Source organism: Zwartia panacis, from assembly GCF_030410395.1.
GTDB lineage: Bacteria > Pseudomonadota > Gammaproteobacteria > Burkholderiales > Burkholderiaceae_B > Zwartia > Zwartia panacis.
In genome coordinates, this window is record NZ_JAUHHF010000052.1 from 1 (window position 1) to 255 (window position 255).

Below are 255 nucleotides of genomic sequence, written 5' to 3' on the forward strand. Positions count from 1 at the left end.
CCGTAGTTCAAATTGGGCGTACGCTTCAGATAAGCGAAGTACTCTTGCGCGTTTTTGCCTGGAGCGTTCGGTTTGGCAGCCAAGACCAGAGGGACTTCCCCGATCATGGCGACGGGAGTGAAATCCCGAGCAGGATCGAAGGGAAGTTTCGGATTCACGGCAGGCGCCATCGTGAAGGTCGAGGACGCAACAAGCAATGTGTATCCATCATTACGCTGTTTTGCAACGTAAGCAGCACCGATCGCGGTTCCAGCA

General features: G+C 54.5%; 1 protein-coding gene. It reads right to left on the bottom strand.

Annotation, left to right across the window (positions count from 1 at the left end):
- Nucleotides 1-255: tripartite tricarboxylate transporter substrate-binding protein (locus QWY30_RS16015; RefSeq protein WP_290242677.1), on the bottom strand; the 255-nt coding region annotated here is incomplete at both ends.